The 15,633-nt window shown below is 47.6% G+C and carries 11 protein-coding genes; 8 read left to right on the plus strand and 3 right to left on the minus strand.

The annotated features are described in order from the left end of the window. Window positions 1-5: 5 nt before the first annotated feature. From cydB to cydC, 4 genes are all read left to right on the plus strand, one after another. A complete protein-coding gene (gene cydB / locus K6Y21_RS17575; RefSeq protein WP_233073185.1) occupies window positions 6-1,145 on the plus strand; it encodes a cytochrome d ubiquinol oxidase subunit II in 1,140 nt (379 codons plus the stop codon). Between the two features lie 55 nt (window positions 1,146-1,200). Beyond that, window positions 1,201-1,329, plus strand: coding sequence for a cytochrome bd-I oxidase subunit CydX (gene cydX / locus K6Y21_RS17580; protein WP_233073186.1), 129 nt, complete (start codon window positions 1,201-1,203; stop codon window positions 1,327-1,329). A gap of 168 nt (window positions 1,330-1,497) precedes the next feature. Beyond that, entirely contained in the window at window positions 1,498-3,321 is a 1,824-nt protein-coding gene (gene cydD / locus K6Y21_RS17585) for a thiol reductant ABC exporter subunit CydD (protein ID WP_233073187.1), read from the plus strand. Further along, a complete protein-coding gene (gene cydC / locus K6Y21_RS17590) occupies window positions 3,314-5,035 on the plus strand; it encodes a thiol reductant ABC exporter subunit CydC (RefSeq protein WP_233073188.1) in 1,722 nt (573 codons plus the stop codon). Before cydD ends, cydC begins: the two co-directional genes overlap by 8 nt. Window positions 5,036-5,240: 205 nt before the next feature. Here the strand turns inward: cydC and K6Y21_RS17595 are convergent, their stop codons facing one another. The 3 genes from K6Y21_RS17595 to pflA all read right to left on the minus strand — a co-directional run bounded on the left by K6Y21_RS17595 (window position 5,241) and on the right by pflA (window position 8,646). After that, the gene (locus K6Y21_RS17595; RefSeq protein WP_233073189.1) at window positions 5,241-7,121 is read right to left on the minus strand and encodes a methyl-accepting chemotaxis protein; all 1,881 of its coding nucleotides are present in this window, start codon (window positions 7,119-7,121) and stop codon (window positions 5,241-5,243) included. Window positions 7,122-7,237: 116 nt separating this feature from the next. Continuing rightward, window positions 7,238-7,903: an energy-coupling factor ABC transporter permease gene (locus tag K6Y21_RS17600; RefSeq protein WP_233073190.1), complete on the minus strand. Its 666-nt coding sequence runs from the start codon at window positions 7,901-7,903 to the stop codon at window positions 7,238-7,240. Next, on the minus strand, window positions 7,903-8,646 hold the full coding sequence (gene pflA, locus K6Y21_RS17605; RefSeq protein WP_233073228.1) for a pyruvate formate lyase 1-activating protein: 744 nt from the start codon (window positions 8,644-8,646) through the stop codon (window positions 7,903-7,905). Before pflA ends, K6Y21_RS17600 begins: the two co-directional genes overlap by 1 nt. A 548-nt stretch (window positions 8,647-9,194) precedes the next feature. Here pflA and K6Y21_RS17610 point away from each other — a divergent pair. From K6Y21_RS17610 to K6Y21_RS17625, 4 genes are all read left to right on the plus strand, one after another. Further along, window positions 9,195-10,754, plus strand: a complete 1,560-nt coding sequence (locus tag K6Y21_RS17610; protein ID WP_233073191.1) for an ethylbenzene dehydrogenase-related protein — start codon at window positions 9,195-9,197, stop codon at window positions 10,752-10,754. Next, window positions 10,751-11,344 (plus strand): Lcl C-terminal domain-containing protein, encoded by a 594-nt coding sequence (locus K6Y21_RS17615; protein ID WP_233073192.1) that lies wholly within the window; start codon window positions 10,751-10,753, stop codon window positions 11,342-11,344. Before K6Y21_RS17610 ends, K6Y21_RS17615 begins: the two co-directional genes overlap by 4 nt. A gap of 40 nt (window positions 11,345-11,384) precedes the next feature. After that, window positions 11,385-13,979, plus strand: a complete 2,595-nt coding sequence (locus K6Y21_RS17620; RefSeq protein ID WP_233073193.1) for a PKD domain-containing protein — start codon at window positions 11,385-11,387, stop codon at window positions 13,977-13,979. A 160-nt stretch (window positions 13,980-14,139) separates the two neighbouring features. Further along, a complete protein-coding gene (locus K6Y21_RS17625; protein WP_233073194.1) occupies window positions 14,140-15,609 on the plus strand; it encodes a M12 family metallopeptidase in 1,470 nt (489 codons plus the stop codon). Window positions 15,610-15,633 lie beyond the last annotated feature (24 nt).

Here is a 15,633-nt window from a genome sequence, read left to right on the forward strand (position 1 = left end):
GACTCATGTTTGATTATGAAACGTTAAAATTAATTTGGTGGGCAATCATAGGCGTGCTGATGATTGGTTTTATGGTGACCGATGGCATGGACATGGGGGTCGGGACCTTATTGCCATTTGTGGGTAAAACCGATGATGAGCGCCGTGTAGTGATCAATACCGTAGGGGCGCACTGGGACGGCAACCAAGTTTGGTTTATTACCTTAGGTGGTGCGCTATTTGCGGCTTGGCCTTTGGTTTATGCGACCGCATTTAGTGGTTTTTACTTTGCCATGATGCTGACCTTATTTGCATTATTCTTACGTCCACTTGGATTTGACTATCGCAGTAAACTCGATAATCCACGCTGGCGTGGCAACTGGGACTGGGCCTTGTTTGTTGGAAGTTCGGTACCGCCACTGGTTTTTGGTGTGGCCTTTGGTAATTTATTACAAGGTGTGCCGTTTCATTTTGATGATCTGATGCGTGTGAGCTATACAGGCAGCTTCCTTGCCTTGTTTAATCCATTCGCTTTGCTCTGTGGCGTGGTCAGTGTTGCCATGGTCACCATGCACGGCGGCGCCTGGTTGGTGATGCGTACCGAGCAAGTCGTTGCAGAGCGTGCAGCAAAAATCGGCATGGCCGCAGCCCTCGTTTTAGTAGTCGCATTTGTTTTTGCCGGTGTGTGTATTTGGCTTTGGATCCCAGGGTTTCACGTTGTGGGTGAAGTGGATATCAGCGGTGTCGCTAACCCAACGCTGAAGCAAGTTGAATTAGCACAGGCTGCTTGGTTACAAAATTACAACTTGTACCCACTGATGTGGCTGTTTCCTGCTGCGGGAGTGACCTTGGCACTCGTGGCTATGGTGCTGATGAAACTAGGAAAAGGAGCATTAGCCTTTATTGCGACCAGTGTGGCCAATGCGGGCGTGATTTTAACGGCTGGCGCTTCCATGTTCCCATTTGTGATGCCATCAAGTTCGGTGCCTAATCACAGCTTAACTTTGTGGGATGCGGTATCAAGTGAAATGACGTTAAATTTAATGTTGATCGCGGTGATACTGCTACTGCCTTTTGTATTAGGTTACACCATTTGGTGTTATTACAAAATGTGGCGCCGAGTCACGGTGGCCGAGATTACCGAACACAGTCACTCTACTTACTAATTTGATAAACGCGGTGGCAAGCCTGTCAATTTGCCACCGTAAATAAGGAATTTCTATGTGGTATTTTAGTTGGATTTTAGGTGTGCTGCTGGCTTGTGCTTTTGGCATTATTAATGTGATGTGGTACGAAATGCAGCAACATGTAGACAATGTTGCAAAAGACCAGGATGACGACAACGTTTAGTCTTCGATATGTTGGGATTGGCGTTTGGTTGATCCCTTATTGAGTGCTCTATACCTTGATGCTTTGCGCCACCATGGCGACTTAAGTTAGCCAGTCTTCCAATTGGCCATATTAACTCAAATTACGCCAAATAATGCGAAGACAATGGGCCGCAGTTTAGGAGTTTGCATGTCACAACCCCTTTCTAAAGATACAAGCCAACACGCCAATCGCTGGCTCAAGCAGCAAAAAAGTAAGTCTAATGGTTTATTAGCCAAGGCCATCGCCTTTGGCTCGTTCAATGGCTTGTTGATGATCGGCCAAATGGCGCTGCTAGCCATCCTCATTAATCAAGCTATCTTTGAGCAGCGCAGCTTAACGGAGTTAGGGCCTTGGTTTGGTTACCTTGTCGTTGTGGTAATACTGCGTGCTTTGTTTGGTTATTTAAGTGAGCGCTTTAGTCAACGCGCCGCTGCAAGGATAAAACAACAAATTAGGCACGAGCTGCTGGCTAAGATCGTCCGCCTTGGCCCTGCTTATTGTCGTCAATTCGGGCAATCCAACCTGGCCCAATTAACCCATCAAGGGGTTGAATCGCTGCAAGATTATTTTGCAGGCTATTTACCTGTGGTTGCCTATTGCGCCGTGATCCCTTTTGGCGTGTTGGCCTTAGTGTTTCCCTTTGATTGGGGCGCGGGCTTGATCTTAGTGTTCACAGCGCCCTTTATCCCGTTTTTCATGATTTTGATTGGCCAGCGCGCAGAAGCCATGAATCAGCAACATTGGGCTAAGCTGTTGCGCATGAGCAGTCACTTTTTGGATATTATTCAGGGGCTGACGCAACTGAAGGTGTTCAATGCGGCGCGCCAAGAGCTTGCTGCGGTAAAATCCATTAGTGATGATTATCGGCGTCAAACCATGAAAATCTTACGGGTGGCGTTTTTATCCTCATTCTTTTTGGAATTTTTAGCCTCTGTTTCCATTGCTTTAGTGGCGGTTATCTTTGGCTTTAGGCTTTATTACGGCGAGGCGACCTATGTGATTGCCCTTTGGATCTTGTTGTTGGCCCCCGAGTTCTACTTGCCATTTCGCAACCTAGGCACTCAGTATCATGCCAAAATGGCAGGGGCGGCCGCTGCCGTGGATATGATAAAGCTATTGGAGCAACCTGAACCAACAACGACAGCTAAGCCAACAAGCGTCGATGTTGCGCTGGCTAGACCAAGCTTAGTGGCGCCCTTTACGTTAACTTGTCAGCAGGTTAACTTCGCCTACGCTGGGCGTCGCAATACCTTGGTTGATATTAATTTGCAGATTTCAGGCCCCGGTTTATTCGCTATTGTTGGGGCAAGTGGCGCGGGAAAATCCACCTTAATTGATATATTGCTGGGCTTTCAATCCCCCGATAGCGGTCATGTGCTGGTTAATCAACAACCTTTAACCCCAACGTTACGCGACCGGTGGCTCAATCATTGTGGTTGGATAGCGCAGCAAGGCCAGGTGTTCTTTGGCTCCATCGCTTATAACCTCGCCTTGAGTGATGACATTGATATAAACCTTGCTCAGCAAGCATTAGCCCAAGCGGGATTAAACCCGTTTGTTGATTCCCTTGAGAAGGGCATAAATACCCAAGTAGGTGAAGGTGGGCTGGGCCTTTCGGGTGGACAAAGTCAGCGCTTAGCCTTAGCAAGAGCATTTTATCATCAACCTGAAGTATTGATACTGGATGAGCCAAGTAGCCACTTAGACAAAGACAGTGAAGCCATCGTCCTTGATGCGATTAAGGAATATGCAAAAACACATTTGGTGATAGTGATCGCTCATCGCTTGCATACGGTAAAGCAGGCCAATGCCATTATTGTGATGGCCGAGGGGCAAGTAGTTGAGCAAGGTGACCATCAGCAACTACTGGCTCAAAATGGGATTTACCATGCCATGTTACATGTGGATAGCGACCTCAGCGGCATTAATCAAGAGGGCTTAAAACCAACGGGAGTAGGGCGTCATGAATAATGTGATCCGTTTGCTCAAGCTAATGAAACCCCAACTTGGGATGATGGCGCTGGGTGCCTTGTTATCCCTTGTCGCCCTGTTAGCCAATATAAGCTTACTTGCCGTTTCTGGCTGGTTTCTGACCATCATGGCGATGGCTGGACTAACAGGCGCCTCGATTAATTATTTTACACCGGGCGCAGTGGTGCGCTTTTTAGCCATTGTCAGAACCGCGGGTCGCTATGCGGAGCGATTAGTTACCCACGAAGCGACGTTTCGGATTTTAGCCCAGTTAAGGTACTACTTTTATCAACAATTAATGCCTTTGATGCCCTATTATCAGGTGCAGTTTCAATCGGCTGATTTGTTAACGCGAATGCAGCAAGATATCGATAATATTGACAACTTTTACCTTCGCATCTTACTGCCTGCGACGGTGGCGGGCGTGAGTGTCCCGCTTGTGTGTGCGGCGGTCGCTTATTTTTCAACTACCTTAGCCATGGTGTTAGCTCTGGTGCTGGTGGCGTTGGGGGTAGGCTTACCTTACTTAACCTATCGTTTGAGTGCGGCTCAAGCCAAACAAAAGCTGCAAGTGAATAACCAGTTGCAACTGGGGTTAGTTGACGGCATTTTTGCTCTGCGTGAGCTCATTATGTATCAGGTTGCAACGCGTTATCACGCGCATCTACTAGATGTTTCTCAACGATTATTAGCGATAGAGCTGCAATTACAGCGTTATCGTAGTTTGGCGAACTCGGCTCATTTTTTGTTGGTTAATGGGCTGGTGATAATCAGCTTTGTTATTCTGATACCGTTAGTGGAGCAAGGCCAATTGGCCAGTGAGTATATTGCTAGTCTTGCGCTGTTAATGCTTGTCAGTGTTGAAACCGTGATGGCATTGCCATTGGCTTGCCAGTTATTACCCAACACCTTAGCCAGTGCGGCGCGTTTGTTTGACATTGTTGATATGCCCCATCCTAAGTTTACAGGTAACGAGAAGGTGACTCGCGGGGATATTGTATTTAACCAATTGGACTTTAGTTACCCAGAGCAGAGCGCGTTAGCATTAAAGGGGATTACCCTCACCATTAAACCGGGACAAAAGGTGGCCATTATTGGCCCAAGTGGTGCAGGAAAATCAACATTGATTAACTTACTGATGGGCTTTTGGCCGACCCCAGCAGGCAAGCTCACGGTGGCAGGCAAAGATCTTAATGTGTTAGATCGAGAGCAATTAAGGCAGCACATGACATTGATGAGTCAAACGGGCCACATTTTTAATGCCACCATTGCCGATAACTTACGTTTAGCCAAGCCTGATGTGACTTTGGAGCAAATGCGCCAAGTTTGTGAACAGGTCGGGTTAACTGACTTTATTGATACCCTTGAACATGGCGTCGATACTTGGCTAGGAGAAACCGGCTCGGGGATATCTGGCGGCCAAAGGCAGCGGTTGCAATTGGCGCAAGTACTGCTTCGAAATGGTCAGGTATTGATTCTCGATGAGCCAAGTAAAGGCTTAGATAACTTATCAGAGCGCCAGCTCATGGCGAATTTATTTGGCCATCTTGCGAGTACTCAGCAAACCCTGATCATGGTTACTCATAAACCGGCTATGCTAGCGGCGATGGATAAGATAGTGGTGATGGAGCAAGGGGAAGTCGTGGCGATGGGTGAGCACTTGAGTTTACTGCAAACGTGCCCTTATTATCGCGACCTTATTGATTATTTTTAGTCTTAAGCAGACTTTTTAGCCAACGCCTTGCTGTAATATGACTCATTAAGTTGATTGGGTAGGGTGACGATTTTGAGCGAGCCTGTCGACTTGTAATCATGATGCACGCCACTGGCGTTGCGAAAACTGATTGAAGGAACTGACTCTCTATACCCAAGCAGCCTAAGCCGGACATGGCTTAGGCTGCTTCGTCAACCTCTGATGGTTAAACCTTAAATTGACCCAGTAGCTTATCTTGCTCAGATACTTGTTGCTCCATTGCGCGACAATGGTTTACTTGCTCAATGGCGCCACTGGATACTTCTTGACTGATGTCGCGGATATTTGTGGTGTTGCGATTAATCTCTTCTGAGGTTGCCGATTGTTGCTCGGCTGCCGCAGCAATTTGCAAGTTCATGTCATTTATTTTAACGATGGCAGAACGAATCACATCCAGTGCTTCATTCGCCTTGCTGGCTTCTTCAGAGGTATCACTGGCAAGCTCTCTGCTTTGTTTAATTTTGGACTCAGCCTCTCTAACACCCGTTTGCAGTTGTTCTATCATGGTTTTTATTTCGCTGGTGGATTGTTGAGTACGAGAAGCCAGAGAACGAACTTCATCAGCAACGACCGCAAATCCACGTCCTGTTTCACCTGCTCGCGCGGCCTCAATTGCGGCATTGAGTGCGAGTAAATTGGTTTGTTCAGCAATGCCGGTGATCACGAGTAAGATGGATTCAATGTTATCACTGTATTTTGCTAGCTCGACAACGGTTGCAACGGCGTGATCCATTTCTTTAGCGAGGTTATTAATCGACTGACTGGCACTGGACACGATGGCCACGCCGTTCGCCGTTTCGGTGTCAGCGGTTTGTGCTGATTGGGCGGCGACTTGAGCACTGTTAGCCACCTCGACAGCACTGGACGCCATCTGATTCATGGCGGTGGCCAGTTGATCCAGCTCGGCAAGCTGTGTCGCTAACTCTGATTCGGCTTTTTGTGATTCATCGCTCGTCAGAGTGGTACTGTGTCGGATGTCATCAGAAATGGACTTGATCTGGGTGATCATGGTTTGCAACTGAGCAACAAATTTGTTGAATTGATCAGCCACTTCGCCAAATTCATCATTGGATAATACGGGCAAACGCTTAGTTAAGTCGCCGTTACCACTGTTAATTTCTACAAGTGAGCTACTGAGTAGACCAATAGGGTGTAGAATGCGTTGCATAAGGGTACTGACTATTACAACACCAATCAGTAAGCTAATCAGTCCGCCGAATAATGACTTCCAAGCGATTGCTTGAGCATCAGCCATGACAATGTTTTCGTCTACCACAATGGCGAGATACCAATCAAGCCCTTTTAATTCGGTTAAAGGGGTAAAGCTAACCCATAACGATTTACCGTCTATGCTGACTTCTTTGATATTCGACTCAAGGGGTAATTTAGTGCCGCCAAAAGCAGTACTGTAATTTTGGCCATTGAGGTCAGCGTTGGGGTGAGAGATGATCTTACCATTACTGCTGAGTAAAAAAGCGTAACCCGCACCATTGAAGTTCAATGTGTTTAGTGCACTCGAGACGGTTTTTAGGCTTAAATCACCACCAAATGCACCTTTGAAACTGCCTTTGTCAGATAATTTAGCAACGACTGAGATCAGGATATCCTTTGTGACGGCATCGGCATAAGGCTCGGTGATGGCTGCGCCTTTTGCTGCTCTGGCTACACCGTACCAAGGGCGCTTGCGGGCATCCCAGTTATCTGGTTGCCAAGTAGGATCATTGGTGATCGCGACGCCATCTGTGTCTAGGCCACCGAAAATAAGCAAAAACTCGTCTTTTAATAAGGGGCTGTTAAATGCTTCTTGGATATTTTCATCGCTAAAGTCGGCATCGATGAACTGGGCCATCAGGTTTATCAGCTCGAGCTTACCATTTAACCAATGAGTGATTTGGAGATTTAATGCGTCACTGGATTCGGTAATGGCTGCATAGGAATGGGTTTTGAGATTATCGGACATCTCTTTATATTGAAACCAAGACAACAGGCTGATCGTGACGGCTAATACGATGGAGGAGGCCCCCACCACTTTCCACGCAACTTTCATAGCTAATTCCTATTAACATGGTCGATGAATGATGTTTATAGATCTAGCTTAAGACTAAACTGAGTTTTTGCTTGGATTTATGGGAACTGAGCGGTCATTTTTATATAAAATTGCAGTTATTTCAGATCTTCAGGTTGAAAAGAATCCAGCCACTGCGGCTTGTAGGTTGCCATTAGGCTAATGGCCATGCCATTGAGGAGCGCTTCTGGAAATAGCATCAGCGGCCAAAGGTGAAGGTAATCTTGCAGTACCGCTTCGGCCCGATATTGGCCATCAATCAGGTAAAAACCGCCTAAAGCAAGGTGGCGAACCAACATGCTCAGTGCTGCCGCAAAAAAGCCACAGCAAAATACATAAACGAAAAAATGCCTGGGCAAATGCTGTCGATAGAGCCTTAATACTTGATGGCTGACAAGGATAGGTAATCCTATACCGAGGAGTATTTCGATAACAGTCTGGGCAACTGAGCTGCCTTGCCAGAAGCTAAGTAACACTAAGTTTGCCGTCGCGATCAGAAAGGTCAAGCGCCAGCCGATCATTAATGTTGCCGCGGTCAATCCGAGAAAGTGCATTTCAAGGCCGGCGTGTATGCCAGCTTTTAAATACCAAATAGGCAGCAAAGCCAGCGCAATTCCAAGGCATCTTTTTTGCAATTCAGGCAAAAGAGGTGGGTGTAAATACTGCTGATAACCAATGACAAGAAGTAAGCAAGCTAATAAAGTGCCGGCGACCCCGCTAAGTAAGGTAAATTCAATGGCAGGGGCCGGTGAAGAGGCGAGCATTAGAAAATCACATTATCGTGGTATTCACTGAGAATGTCTTTAATTGTGTTCATGACATCCCGAGAAGGGGGCGATACACCTTCAAGAGGGTAGGTTTCACCCATGGCTATCCATTTATGTCGGCCTAACTCGTGATAAGGCAGTAACTCAACCTTTTCGATGTTTTTCATTGGCTTAATAAACTCACCTAAATCGCGAGCAGATTGCTCGTCATCAGTGTGGCCCGGCACAACGACATAACGGATCCAAGTAGGTTGATTCCGTTCGGCAAGGTGCTTGGCAAAAGCTAAGGTGTATTTGTTGCTAACGTGAGTAAGTTCAATATGGGCATCGTTATGAATTTGCTTGATGTCGAGCATTACCAGATCAGAGACATCAAGCACTTCATCGACCAACGGACTCATTTTACGCACAAAGCCATTGGTATCTAAACAAGTGTGTATGCCTTCTTTCTTGGCTTGGCTGAACAAGGCATGAACAAACTCTTGTTGCAACATGACCTCGCCTCCGCTGGCTGTGACTCCGCCGCCACTGGCGTTCATGAAGTGGCGGTATTGAACTAAATCTTTCATCAGTTCATCAACGGTCACTTCTTTGCCGCCTTCGGTATCCCAAGTGTCACGGTTATGACAATACTGGCAACGCATTAAGCAGCCTTGAGTGAAGACAATAAAACGTATACCGGGGCCATCGACGGTGCCGCACGTTTCCACAGAGTGAATACGGCCAGTCACTTTACCCATATCTTGCTCAGCTTCTGAGCTTAGGGTCACTGAATCAATTTGTGTCGATGGATGGGCAGGGCTTGTCATAAGTACCTAAACAGTTGTGATTGAGCAAGGGCAATAAAATAAGTAGATGATTGTAACCAAATATACCCAAGCATAAAAGCTTTGGCGTCTTGGATTTGTGCAAAAAGCGCTTTTTAAATGCCGTTAACAAAAACGCTGTATCGGGGCGAATCCTGTTTCCCTCATAAATGTTATCAACTTGTGATATTTGTCTCGCCTAGGATGTCTTAAAACTACTAGATATTCGGTAATTCACCACTGTTCATTGTGTCTTCGTTTCTACGGAAAAATGGTACGATATTGATTAACTCTTTGTTTAGTAATGATTATGGTCTGTCGCTTTTATTGCTTTTTGTCTTTTTTTTGGGGTTTTTAACGGTTTATGAAGGCTGAGTCTGGTGTCTTTTAATTGACATTGATTTTCGCCTTTTCCTATTACGATGTTGCTCAATGATAACCATCACTGGTATCGCAATATTTCATCAATAGGAGCAAGTTTAATGAGGATGAGGTCAACGGATTGGCCCCTAGTGATTATTCACTCAACGGCAATGGTTGCATTAGTGATCAGCTTACTTTCTGGGTTTAGGCTGGCCCAAGATAGTCAACACGCCGTTGCCGTCGTTCAGAGATTGCAGTGGCTATTGCCTCAGGGAGATGTGTTTTTCTGGCATGGCTTATCAGCCTTGATATGGATAGGTGTCATGTTAGCTTATGCGGGATACCTATTATTGCGCGATAAGCCACTGGCTGCGGTGAAATCCAAACGTTTGCTGATCCAATCCCTTAAAGTCGTGTTGCCATTGAGCTTAGTGACCGGTTTATTGCTGTATTTTTCGCCACAGAGCTTGTCATTCCTGTGGCTGCTAGAGATTCACTACTATCTTGCCATCATGGTTGTGCTATTGGCTTCGCTACATATTTTGTTGCAATTGCAATCCGGTATCAAACCAACGTTGGCTATTTTTTTATTTCGCCGAGCACCGGCTAAGCACAGTTTACCTTTATGCATTGGCGTGTTGGTCGCAGGCCTTTGCTTTTTTTATTACCCGAGTCTCACGCCCAAATTAGTCAGCCAGCACACAGCCCAACCGGTACGAATTGATGGCATTAGTGATGAATGGACACAGATAACTGAGAGTTATTTGTGGTTAGGGCAGGGAGCAAACCAAGGTCAGCAGCTTAGAGTATCGGCGCGCTCTATGCATGATGAGCACGTGGTGTACTTTTTATTTCGATGGCAAGATACAGAACCTAGCTATCAACACCTCCCCTTGATCAAAACGGCACAGGGTTGGCAAGTTCGCCAACAAGGCTTTGCTACCGATGATGAGCAGCAATTTTACGAAGATAAATTTGCGGTTATGTTAAGTCATTCGGCACGCTTTGGCGCCGCTGGCAGTATTCATTTAGGTGCAAAGCCACGAGCCGATCTGCCTGAATCACGCTCCGGCCGCGGCTATCATTACCTCAAGCAAGGCTTAGTGGATGTTTGGCAGTGGAAAGCCGCGCGCCTAAGTCACATGTCAGTACTGGATGATGATCACTTTGCTCAACCGGTCAAGGTGTGTGATTACTGCCCTCGTTATACCGCAGGCTATCAAACCGATGCCAAGGATGCAGGCGGTTATCGCATGAATTGGCAGTGGTTTGACGCCAATACCGTGGTGCCATTGCGATTGCCCAAAGCGGAATTTATGGCTCAGTTTTTACCTTCATCAGGCAGTGAGCTGGGGGCGGATTTAAGCCAATATGCAATTAGCTGGTGGGATACGCAAGCCTACAGTGAGCACCTCGATACTTATCCCATTGGCACTGCCTTACCCAGTGTGCTGCTGTTGGATCAATTTGAAGGCGATCGCGGCGATGTGCGTGCCGTCGCGACCTGGCAAGACGGTTTCTGGCAACTTGAAATCGCCCGTAATAGGCAAACCCACTCAGAGCATGACCTCAATATTGAGTCAGGCATTTATATCTGGCCCGCTTCATTTGATGCCAACCAAACTCGTCATAGTTATTCACAACAGCCTTGGCAGCTGGTGTTGGAGCAACAAGGATGAAAACCCAAATATTGATGTTATTGATGTTATTGATGAGCTTACTGAGCGCGATGGAGGCGACGGGAGCCGATGGCAAAGTGGGGACATTGAGGTATCAAAAAGTACACCAGCAAGGCCATCACATCGCTGCTAAATCTGGCCCTTGGCATTGTGTCTTCGACAAGGAAACCGGATTGTTGTGGGAAGTGAAATCCGTGCAAGAAGGCGCGCACTACTACAAATCAACTTATTCGTGGTTTTGGCAACAACAAGGGGTTGCGCGCGCAGGCAGCTGTGCATTAGCCGAGGGTTATGCACCTTGTGATACCGAGCAATTGATTCACTTATTTAACCAAATTCAATATTGCGGTGTCGCGAACTGGCGCCTACCTAACACAGCGGAGCTACAAAGCCTGCTTGATCCTGATGCCTATGTTGGGCGCCCTTGGGTACCTGCAGGGCTTTTTCCCAATACGGTGAAGGGACCTTATTGGACGGCCGACTGGCACCCAAGCCTTAACAAACCTGCCACAGTGCATTTTGGCACGGGGCAAATTAACTATTTAACTGCGCAAGGAAGTGCTTGGCTGCGATTGGTTAGCAAACCTTGAGTACGTGACGACAACAATAACCTAAACAAGGATGTAAGCGATGCAACGAAGAACGAAACACACGATAGGCACCTTGTGTCTGTCGGCCATGCTGGGATTTGGCGCTTATGCCAATGCCGCGCCTAATCAAGTGCGAGTGGTATGGGATCAAGATCCCGCGCGCAATGCGGTGATTGGCTTTTCCCCGAGTCAAACCAGTGCCAATAGTTATGTGATGTACGGTCAAAACCCCGATGAGGCCACCTGGCGAAAACTCACCCCTTTTGCCAGTCGGCGGTTTGACAGCGTGTTGACCAGTGAGTTTGTCAGAGTACGTAACCTTACGCCTGATGAGCACGTGTATTTTCGTTTATGTGATGAACAAGGCTGTGGTCAACACTACACGTTTAAAACCGCGCCCAGTGCGCCAGCTGATTTTACCTTTGTTGCTGGCGGTGATTCGCGCAGCAATGCCAGCATGAGAAGAACGGGCAACAAATTGGTGAGCAAAGTGCGCCCCTTATTTGTGATGTTTGGTGGCGATTTGACTTACGGCAATGAAGCTCATGAGGTCTCGCAGTGGTTGTCTGATTGGCAAAGCACCTTTAGCCAAGATCAAGTTAATGGCGTGAACTATTTATCCATTCCAGCCTTAGTGCCGACCGTAGGCAACCATGAAGGCAATGATCATACGTTTATTTGTAAGGTGTTTGGTGTTGATGGCGACAACAATGGCCGTTGTGATTTAAACGATACCTACTTCGCCTTTAATGTGGGCGGTGATCAAATGCGGGTTTACACCCTTAATACCGAATTTCGCTCATCGGGTTATCAAACCCAGTGGCAACAGCAAAAAAACTGGCTTAGTAATGACTTGTCACAAGCGGGCGGGCAAGTGCAATGGCGCATCAGCCAATATCACAAGCCGATGTTTCCTCGTACCACCTCAAAAAGTTACGTCAACACCAAGATGTTTGAATGGGCAGGGGATTTTTACAACAAAAAGATGAACCTAGCAGTGGAGTCTGACAGCCATCTTGTTAAATATTCTTGGCCGGTCAAACCTGCCAGCAATGACATGGAGCAAGTCAGTGCCGGCACTGTGTTTATCGGTGAAGGCAGTTGGGGCGCACCAACACGCCCCGCTGACCGCTATTCATCTTGGATTGCTGATCAAAGCAGCTTTGCCCAGTTTAAAATTATCCAGCTCAAAGGTGAGCAGATGCTGATCCGCACCGCTCGCTTCTCATCAAGTGGGCAGGCCTTAAGCCAACAAGCAAGAGCGCAAGATCCATTGGCATTGCCAACTGGGTTAAGCCTTTGGCAGGCAGATCAGATCGGTGACACATATCGCCTTGGTTTAGACAATGCAGGTCGCACTGTGGTGGTGGATGATAACCCGCCTAGTCCCTTGTTTGACGCAAGTTGTGATGGCTTATCGTGTCGTTTTGATGCCAGTGCTTCGGTCGGCGCGGGGTTAAATTATCTGTGGCAGTTTGGCGATCAACAGCAAGGAAGCGGTGCTATTGTCAATCATACCTTTGCTAATGCAGGAGAATATCAAGTTCGCCTGACTGTCACTAACGGCAGTGGCCAATCCGAACAACTGACAAAAAAAGTGGTGGTGACCGCAACGCCAAATCAAGGTATCGAGCTAGTTAACAATCAAACTAAAACGAACTTATCGGGTCGAAAAGGCCAAGATACGCTTTATGTGTTTGATAATAAGACAGTTGGACGCCTAACTATAACAACGCAGGGTGGCACAGGTGATGTTGATTTATTAGTGAAATTTGGCTCTCGCCCGAGTGGCAGTAATGCGGATTGTCGGCCTTATAAAAATGGCAATAACGAAGAGTGTGTTATCGACAACGCTGCCATCGGTCGTTTTTATATCGTCCTTAATGGCTATCAAGATTATCAAGGCGTTAGCTTAAAAGTCAGTGCAGCGACGGGCAGTGAAAACCAAGCACCAGTGGCGAGCTTTAAAGCCCAAGTGCAAGGTTTAAGTATAGAGCTCACTGATTTGAGCACAGATGCGGATAGCAACATTGTATCTTGGTTATGGCAGTTGGGTGATGGAACTCAGCTTGATGCCACTGACGGCCAAGCCGTAAAACATACCTACCAAAAAGCCGGTCAGTATACGGTTAGTCTGAAAGTGACCGATCAACAGGGCGCCTCTCATCGCGTGACGAAAGACGTTAACGTAACTGAGCCGGGGCAAGCCGAGGCATGGAATAGCAGCAAGGTCTATGTCGAAGGGGATAAAGTGCTTTACCAAGGCAAGGTATATAGCGCGCAGTGGTGGAACAAAGGCGTTGAGCCGGGCGCGTCGCAATGGGGCCCATGGCAATTAGTTGATGGTGCCGTTCAACCAAGCGTTGAGCCAACCATTGCACCTACACCGACCCCAACAGTGGTTCCAACAACATCACCCACTATCGCTCCAACAGTGACGCCAACGATGACACCCACGGCTGAGCCAGGCACTGGCTGCCAAGGTTCATCATGGGATGCAGCCCAATCCTATGTACCGGGTGATCAAGTGGTGTACGCCAACAAGCGTTGGCAAGCCACTTGGTATTCAACTGCACTTGCACCTGGCTCAAGCAATGCTTGGAGCAGTTGGGAAGTGATAGGTGAGTGTAATTAACGGTTAAATTTGGGGCTTTGGCCCCGTTTAATTGGGAACTCGGTTCCCAACCCGCGTCCTACCTGTGGTTTAGTCAAAAGGCAAAACCACGGAGATGAGTGGTGGCGCAGGGAAGCAATGTAACGATAAGGCAATAGCCTAAAAACAAGGATGAACAAAGATGAAAATAAAAATGACCCCCATCGCTATCTGTGTGGCTCTCGCACCTTTGGCGGCCAACGCGCAAACCGAAGCAGAAGTGAATGCCGCGTTTGTTTCACAAGGTGAGCAAATTACCACCATCATGGGATCAAATGAAGAAGTGTCTTACGAGCTTAAAAACCTAGATGGTAAAGAGCTTGGCGTATACGAAGGCGACATCATTTTAGGTGAGCATGAAGAGCTGCAATGGATGGGAGCTACGCCATTTGAATTACAATCATTTAGTGATGCACCGGGCGCTAAAGCGTCATGGGGCGGACGTACGACATGGCCAAATGGCGTGGTGCCTTATGTGATTAACTCAAGTGTGCCTGCTGGCGATGTCACCACCATCAAAGCGGCAATGAAATGGCTGGAAGAAGCGGCCAACGTGACCTTTGTTGAGCGCAGCGGCGAGTCTAGCTACATCAATATCATCCGCGGTGATGGCTGTTACTCTATGGTGGGCCGCATGGGCGGGAAGCAAGATTTATCCATTGGCAGTGGCTGTGGCAGTCGCGGTATTGTCGCCCATGAGTTTTTACACGCATTGGGCTTTTACCACGAGCAATCCCGTGCCGATCGTGATGAGCACGTCAATATCTTATGGGAAAATATCCGCGCGGGCCGTGAAAATAACTTTAAAAAACGCGGCGCGGTCACAGCATCGGTTGGGCCATACGATGTGCGCTCAATCATGCACTACAGCTACCGTGCATTTAGTGTAAATGGTCAGCCGACTATTACCTCAAAAAACCCCAACGTGCCTAATTCAGCCCTAGGTCAGCGCACCATGCTAACTGAGTATGATATTGCAGCCTTACAAGCGATATACGGCATGCCAAATGGCACCACACCGACCCCGCAGCCTACGCCTGTGCCGCCACAAAAAACCAAGTTAGCCAATGGTGAAACTGTTTATGTGACTGGCAGCAAAGACAATAATGTCTACTACAGTATCGATGTGGCCACTAACAGCCGTGTCAATGTCGCGATTTCAGGTGGTAGCGGCGACGCTGACCTCTATGTGAAACAAGGCGTTAAACCAAGCTTAACCAGTTATGATTGTCGTCCATACAAAGACGGTAACAGTGAATCTTGTACCCTTGACAATGCCAGTGGTACGGTGCACATCATGCTGCGTGGTTATGCTGATTTCACGAATGTGGGCTTAACTGCCAGTTACAGCCAAGTGACCACGCCAACTCCAGCACCAACGGTTGCGCCAACGGTTGCGCCGACTTTACCACCACAACCTACCACCGAGCCAACACCACCACCGAGTGGCGCCTGTGGTGAAGCTTGGAGTGCATCGACCGTTTATACCGCAGGCAAACTGGCGGTAGAAAACGGCAAGCAATACAAGGCGAACTGGTGGACTAAAGGTCAATCACCGTCAGCGAACAGTGGCCAATGGGAAGTTTGGTCATTTGTTAAAAACTGTAACTAACTCAGGTTATATCGGTGTCAGTTT

This window comes from Motilimonas eburnea (assembly GCF_021295345.1).
GTDB classification, from domain to species: domain Bacteria; phylum Pseudomonadota; class Gammaproteobacteria; order Enterobacterales; family CBDFNC01; genus Motilimonas; species Motilimonas eburnea.